This window comes from Leptolyngbya sp. FACHB-36 (assembly GCF_014695955.1).
GTDB lineage: Bacteria > Cyanobacteriota > Cyanobacteriia > Leptolyngbyales > Leptolyngbyaceae > FACHB-36.
In genome coordinates, this window is sequence record NZ_JACJPG010000557.1 from 1 (window position 1) to 6,662 (window position 6,662).

The 6,662-nt window shown below is 53.4% G+C and carries 7 protein-coding genes; 1 reads left to right on the forward strand and 6 read right to left on the reverse strand.

Annotated elements, in window-relative coordinates:
* The 3 genes from H6F43_RS15925 to dacB form a co-directional block, all read right to left on the reverse strand.
* A partial coding sequence (locus H6F43_RS15925; protein WP_190343705.1) for an ABC transporter ATP-binding protein occupies positions 1-539 on the reverse strand: 539 nt, incomplete at its 3' end.
* A 172-nt stretch (positions 540-711) separates the two neighbouring features.
* Entirely contained in the window at positions 712-1,779 is a 1,068-nt protein-coding gene (locus H6F43_RS15930) for an adenylate/guanylate cyclase domain-containing protein (protein WP_190343706.1), read from the reverse strand.
* Positions 1,780-2,120: 341 nt separating this feature from the next.
* Positions 2,121-3,647, reverse strand: coding sequence for a D-alanyl-D-alanine carboxypeptidase/D-alanyl-D-alanine-endopeptidase (dacB, locus tag H6F43_RS15935; protein ID WP_190343707.1), 1,527 nt, complete (start codon positions 3,645-3,647; stop codon positions 2,121-2,123).
* Positions 3,648-3,809: 162 nt separating this feature from the next.
* Here dacB and H6F43_RS15940 point away from each other — a divergent pair, with 162 nt between their 5' ends.
* Entirely contained in the window at positions 3,810-4,622 is an 813-nt protein-coding gene (locus H6F43_RS15940) for an Rpn family recombination-promoting nuclease/putative transposase (protein WP_190343708.1), read from the forward strand.
* 15 nt (positions 4,623-4,637) lie between these two features.
* Here H6F43_RS15940 and H6F43_RS15945 read toward each other — a convergent pair whose 3' ends face one another.
* The 3 genes from H6F43_RS15945 to H6F43_RS15955 form a co-directional block, all read right to left on the reverse strand.
* Entirely contained in the window at positions 4,638-5,450 is an 813-nt protein-coding gene (locus H6F43_RS15945) for a 3D domain-containing protein (RefSeq protein ID WP_190343709.1), read from the reverse strand.
* Positions 5,451-5,872: 422 nt separating this feature from the next.
* On the reverse strand, positions 5,873-6,010 hold the full coding sequence (locus H6F43_RS15950; protein WP_190343710.1) for a hypothetical protein: 138 nt from the start codon (positions 6,008-6,010) through the stop codon (positions 5,873-5,875).
* Positions 6,011-6,035: 25 nt separating this feature from the next.
* On the reverse strand, positions 6,036-6,662 hold a 627-nt coding region (locus H6F43_RS15955; RefSeq protein ID WP_277879952.1), incomplete at its 5' end, for an alpha-isopropylmalate synthase regulatory domain-containing protein.

Here is a 6,662-nt window from a genome sequence, read left to right on the forward strand (position 1 = left end):
AGCACATCGCGGCGTCCTAATGGATCAAGAGCGGCGGCTGGCTCATCGAGAATGATCAATTCAGGATCGTTGATGGCAGCTTGAGCAATGCCGAGGCGCTGACGCTCACCCCCAGAAAATTCTCTTACTGGACGATCGACCTTGCCCTGTAAACCGACAAGATCAATGAGTTCGTCAATGCGAAATTCGATCGCAGATCTCGTTCCTTTAAAGAAGAATGAAGCGACGAACCGCAGCGTTTCACGAGCAGTTAAGTGCCCATAAAAGTGGGGCGATTGTGCAAGAAACCCAACTCGCTCCCGAATCGCTACGCTGTCTTTAACAATGCTTCTGTTAAAGACGGTAGCCGATCCACCGGAAGGCTTAACTAACCCAAGCAGCAGTTTGATTGTGGTGCTTTTTCCCGCTCCATTCGCACCCAAAAATCCACAGATTGAACCATACGGGATGGCTAAATTCAGTTTGTCTACAACATGCTTTCGACCATACGTTTTTGTGAGATTCCTCGTTGAAATAATTAAATCAGATTGAGTTTCCATAGTGGAAAAGACGATCGATTGCTGCTGTCTAAGCTTAACCCTGACCTCTAGCAAATTTGACGATCTTTTCCCTTTCCGTATCGCTGATGCAGAGTGCAGTATGACGATCGAAACGGTTTCTATTTAGAGGCGACTCTTCCATCGCGAAGCCGTACTGCGCTTAGATAAACCATCATCCGGCTGCTTCAGTCCTTCCCTTCAGGAGATACGTCCGCATGTTGCCTTTTCCCTTTACCGCAAGGGTGCCGCGCTCCTCAAATCGATAGCGATGCTGGAGGTGGTAGTACGTGGCTTCTGTCACCTGAATGCTGCCCGGAATGCCTTGAGATTCCATTCGGCTTGCTGTGTTCACCGTGTCGCCCCACAAATCGTAGATAAACTTTTTGGTGCCAATGACGCCTGCCACGACTGGACCCGTGCTGATGCCGATTCGGATGGCGATCGCCTCGCTGGCGTCTTGGTTAAACTGGGCGATCGCCTGCTGCATCGCAATCGCCATTTCGGCGATCGCGCCAGCGTGGTCGGGGTGCGGTACCGGAATTCCCCCCACAACCATGTAGGCATCGCCGATCGTCTTAATCTTCTCCAGTCCGTACTGCTCTGCGAGCTGATCGAACGCCGAGAAGATGTGATTCAGCAAACCAACAACCTCGATCGCAGAGCGATGAGCAGAGAGCGCCGTGAAGTTGACAATATCCGCAAATAAAACGCTTGCCTCGGCAAAACTGTCCGCGATCGTGTTTTGGCTCTGCTTAAGCTGTTCGGCAACGGGCTTTGGCAGAATGCTCAGAAGCAATCGCTCCGATTTTTCTTGCTCTGCCTGTAGCTGCTTCAGGTATGCCTGCTCTTGATCCCGCAGTCGCTTTTTCTCTAAACAGGCATTGATTCGGGCTTTGAGCAGTGTTGGATTGAACGGCTTGAATAAGTAATCCTCCGCGCCAAGCTCAATGCAGCGAACGACGCTTTCGATGTCGTCCAGTGCCGAAATCATGATCACGGGGATGTGCCGCAGAGCGGGGTCGGTCTTAAGCTGCTCTAGCACTTCGTAACCGTTCATCTCTGGCATCATAATGTCGCAGAGAATCACATCAAAGGTCTGGGTTTGCAGACGCTCGATCGCCAGCCGCCCGTTCTCCACGAGCGTAACGGTGTGTCCCTGCCGCTGAAGTCGCCGTGCGAGCAAATCCCGGTTTGCTTCCACATCGTCCACAACCAGCACTGATCCTTGCTCAGAATTCATTGCGTAACCTCATCTGTCCAAGATGCCGAGTGCATCCCGACTAACTCTGAAAATAAACTCACCACGATGATTATGGCTAAGCGAAATGGGAGCCGCACTGTTCCTATTTACCATCATTTCAGAGCGTTCTCCGCGATCTTTCTCACGAAGCGATCGCAATCTGGATTCTGTACAGCAATTTCAGGCTGTTAGCGACTAGTATTTCATCAGGAATATTTCATTAGGAAAACGTTGGCGGGTCAAAGATCCGTCAAAATTTAATCCTAATCAAAATTTAATCCTAATCAGCTTCGTAGCTCTTAGCGACTCGTCAAATCTAGTTTGACAGACTACTCGCTGATTTAGCACGATCGCACGCGCGCCAGCACCACGACCATTTGATCCACTGCGCTCCGCACGTCCGTCGTGGATAGCCCAGAGTAGTTGGCAAGAATGCTGAACACCAGCGGCGGTCCGTTCGGGGGTGTCACATAGCCTGAGAGGCCGACAACGCCAGTGATGGTTCCCGTTTTGGCAAAGACAACGCCTTGGGCCGCCGTGTTGCGAAAGCGATTTTTCAGCGTGCCACTGACGCCTGCAACGGGAAGCGATCGACGGAACACTGCCGCGTCGCGGTTCTGCGCGATCACTTGCAGCGTCTGCACCAGCGCTTCTGGGCTAATGCGATTGCGCACGGCTAAGCCTGATCCATCTACGGTGCTGATGCCATTTGGGTTCACCCCCAGCGGCGTCAGGATTGCCTTAACCGCCGCCACACCGCTGTCAGTCGCGTTTTGGCTGGCTGGACTTTGCAGCCTTCCCAGCGTTTTCAGCAGTGCCTCAGCAAAGACATTGTTGCTTTCCTGGTTAGTCTCGAACAGCAGCTCTGACAGCGGTGGCGACTCTACGGCGGCGAGTTCTACCAGTCCCGGCGGTGCAGGTGTCAGCTTGACCAGCGTCGAATTCGTAACGGCGATGCGGGCGTTCGTTAGCAGCTTGCGGAATTTGCCGACCAAGTAATTGCCCGGATTCGGCACCGCCACACCCACAAGTTCTGACTCAGACCCCGCTCGTAGCTGTCCACCGAGGCGAATCGTGTTGCCCGATCGCACGGTATCCAAGGATTCTCCGGCGCTCGGCGAAACCGTCACGGTGCGGTTCTCCAAGATCCAATCGCTGGCGTCGGTTGGGTCATCCCATCGCGCCTGTAATGGCTGCCCGACTCGTTGAGGAACCAAGGTTAGCCCGATCGCATTCTGGTTCAAAATTAAGCTGTTGATGCCTGCCGCATACGCCTCGGTCAAGTCCGATGGGTCCCAATTGGGATTTGTTGCCGGTCCGCGAAAATAGGTGTCATCGCCGATGAGTTGCCCTACCTGCCGCACGCCCTTCTGGCTCACCTGCTGCACGAGGGAATTTAGCTGCGGGGTCGTCAGGCTGGGATCGCCTTGACCAATGATGCGTAACGTCTCCAGCGTCGGACCTGTTGTGCTGCCGTAAACCGCTGTGCGGATGCGGTATGAAGCACCCAATCGCTGTAGGGCGGCGGCTGTGGTCAGCACTTTGTTGTTTGAGGCAGGAATCAGCAGGGTTGTGGCGTTGCGGGCGAAGAGATTCTGCTGCCTGCCTGTGCCCTGCGTCTGAACCAAAACCCCTAAGCGCGTTTGTCCCAATCCCGATCGCGTAATAATCTGCGTCAGCGCGCTTCCCACCTGCGCCGGACAAATGCCCGTTGGCGCTTGCTTCGGTTCTGCCGCCAAGCGGGTGATCGACGAACGCCCCGCTGTCTCGGCATTGGTGCTAGCGATCGCGGCGGTTGGCGTATTCAGCGACACTGCTAGCACTAGAAGCGGAGAGACGAAAGCAAAACGGCTACGGGGCGTGTTCATTCAGTTGCACCAACAAAATTCTGCATCAACTTATACCCCAGAAGCTCAACGGGCGGATCGAGTTCCAGGATTTGGCTCACGCGCCTGATTGAGGCAGTTCACAGAGCGCGATCGACGTTTGCAGACCGATGTTGAACATCGCCAACCTGGTACGATCGCACGATGTTTGACACCATTTGTAAGTTTCTGGCAGAAACCTTCTCAGCCGATTTTGCTACTTGGCTGCTGGGTGAGTCGATCGACCTCACTGAACTTAGCCCATCTGAACTCTCCCTCGAACCTATCCGAGCAGATGCCCTGATCCTGCGGCAGTCGGAGCAGATTGTTCTTCATCTAGAATTCCAGACGGAACCCAAGTCCGATGTCCCATTTCGCATGGCAGATTACCGCCTGCGGGTTTATCGTCGATTTCCCCACAAGCGTATGCGGCAAGTGGTGGTTTACCTGCAACAAACCAATTCAGAGTTGGTGTGGCAAACGCGCTTCACTCTAGAAAATACTTGCCATGGGTTCGGGGTGATTCGGCTGTGGGAGCAGCCAGTGGAGGTCTTTCTACGATCGCCCGGTCTGCTTCCGTTTGCGGTGTTGAGCCAAACGACCGATCGCCCTCAAGTCTTGCAGCAGGTGGCTGAAGCAATTACTGACCTCGCTGACCCACGAGTGCAAAGCAATATCGCCGCATCCACAGCCGTTCTGGCTGGTCTAGTATTAGAGAAAGCACTAATTCGACGTCTATTGCGGAGGGAACTGATGCAGGAATCCGTAATCTATCAAGACATAAAAGACGAAGGACGAACCGAAGGGCGAACCGAAGGACGAACCGAAGGGCGAACCGAAGGGCGAATTGAGGCACAGCACGAAATAGCGGTCAAACTTCTTGAAGAAGGGATAGACCTCGATACGATTGCTCGCGTAACTGGACTGACGATCGAGCAGATTCAACAGTTGCAGGAACGCGCCGCCCAAGATTTGTAAGCGCGGCAAATTACACTACCGGGACGGATTGCGATGCAGCGCCCGCAGCACTTGAGACAGTTCAGTGTTTTCCACCACATAAGCCTGAAACGTTCCGCTAGCGCGACTGGCAATAAACCGAAACGGATTGCGTTCTGCGGTGCCAATGAAGACATCAATGTGATTGCCTCGAATTGCTCTGCCCACATCCGCTGCATAGAAGTAGCCATCGTGCACAAACGACTCTCCCGACGGCAGCGTCACGGTAACACCGCGCGCCTGTGGAATGTAGACCACAGAGCCGATCGGAATTCGGGTGCGATCCACGGCGATCGTGCGAAAGGGTACGAGCTGAAATCCATTGGTGCCGTAGCCGTAGGGTGCCGTAGCCACAACAAATCGCGCTCGACTCATTGCCTGAATCGTTGCTGCTGACAGACTAGAGAAAAAGGCAGAACAATTGACCTGGGAACGAGAACCCCGTCCCGTGAAGTTGTAAGTTATTGGAACGCCTCGATCGTTCGGTACCACGACGGTCCCCTGCAATGCCGCGTAGCACCAATCCCGTTTAGACAGCGTGGGACCCAGAGACGTATTCGAAGCGCTCAGCAGTGGATATCCGTTAGAAATGCTCCGCGCCCGATGAACGTAATAGTACGTTGCCCAAAGCGTTATGGGCGTGGTGCGAGTGTTGGTTGCGGAAAGATTGATCGCGCCCTGACGGTTGAGTGATGGAGAGTTTGACCAAGGTGTCGAAGCAGGCTTGGGCTGCTGCGCCATTGCCGCAGTGCCCTGCACGATCGACAGTGCCAGCACCCAAGCAAGCGACTTTGTGAGTGGAAAGAACATGGTTTGAGTGAGTTTCAGGACGAGAACTAAACGCACAGGCTTTGGTTGAAGGCAGTCTAAAATGAGGCTCGCCCACAAGGAGCCATTAACATTTCAGCACTCACTTCAAAAAGTGGCGCAGATTATTGCGTTTGGAAGCGTTAAGGAGTAGACACTCTTAACCCATTATTTGCTGATGGCTGTTATACCAATTCTTTAAATTGCAGCTACAGATCAAACGACTGAAACGTTGACGAAATCGAGCGTTTGCAATTCCGTAGCTTGCTTCTCGCGCAGCGAGTATTGCGAACTTCGTAGCTGGCTTCTCGCGCAGCGAGTATTCCGAATTGGTTTTAGTCGTAGCCATTTTCAGTCGGATGGGCAGTGTTTATCAATCACTGGAATACTCAGATCATCCAAGTTGGTCAGCCCTGCTCATCTTACTAATCGCTAACAGGGTCAATCAGAATCGAGGCTGGGAAGGCACGATCGATCGTGCCTTCCCAGTCGATCGATGTGTCACCGAAAGAAGATGCCCCTGATTCCTCATCCCGACCCTGAGCCTGTTGCGTTTGTTCCACAAGGTTGTTCTCACAACGCGATCCGTCATCCGTTGCTTGCCAACGCCACCTCTGCCTGATGCTGCAGCAGCAGCCCATACTCCAGCCCTTCCACAACTGCCTGATACGACGCCTCCAGGATGTTGCTAGAAACCCCTACCGTTGTCCAGCGTTGATGTCCGTTGCTCGACTCAATTAGCACGCGGGTTTTTGCTGACGTTCCGGCGGCTCCGTCCAGAATTCGGACTTTGTAATCCGTCAAATGAAACGTTTCGATTTCTGGATAGAAATTAATCAACGCCTTTCGCAGTGCCGCATCCAGCGCCGAAACGGGACCATTTCCCTCTGCTGCTTCCAAAATATCTTTGCTGCCAACCGAGAGTTTTACCGTTGCTAACGAGGTTGTCTGAAGCGTCTCGCGCCCCGGCACTAGGTCATAGTGCACCTGAAAACCTTTGATCTCAAACGGTTGCTGCCGCTGTCCCAAGGCTTCGCGCATTAGCAGCTCAAAGCTCGCTTCGGCTGCTTCAAACTGATAGCCTTCGCTCTCCAAATTCTTTAAGTGCTGGAGAATCTGCCGACAGGTTGGGTCCTGCTTGTCGAGTTCAATCCCAAAGCTGCGGGCTTTTGCCAGAATATTACTCAACCCTGACTGCTCAGAAATCACAATCCG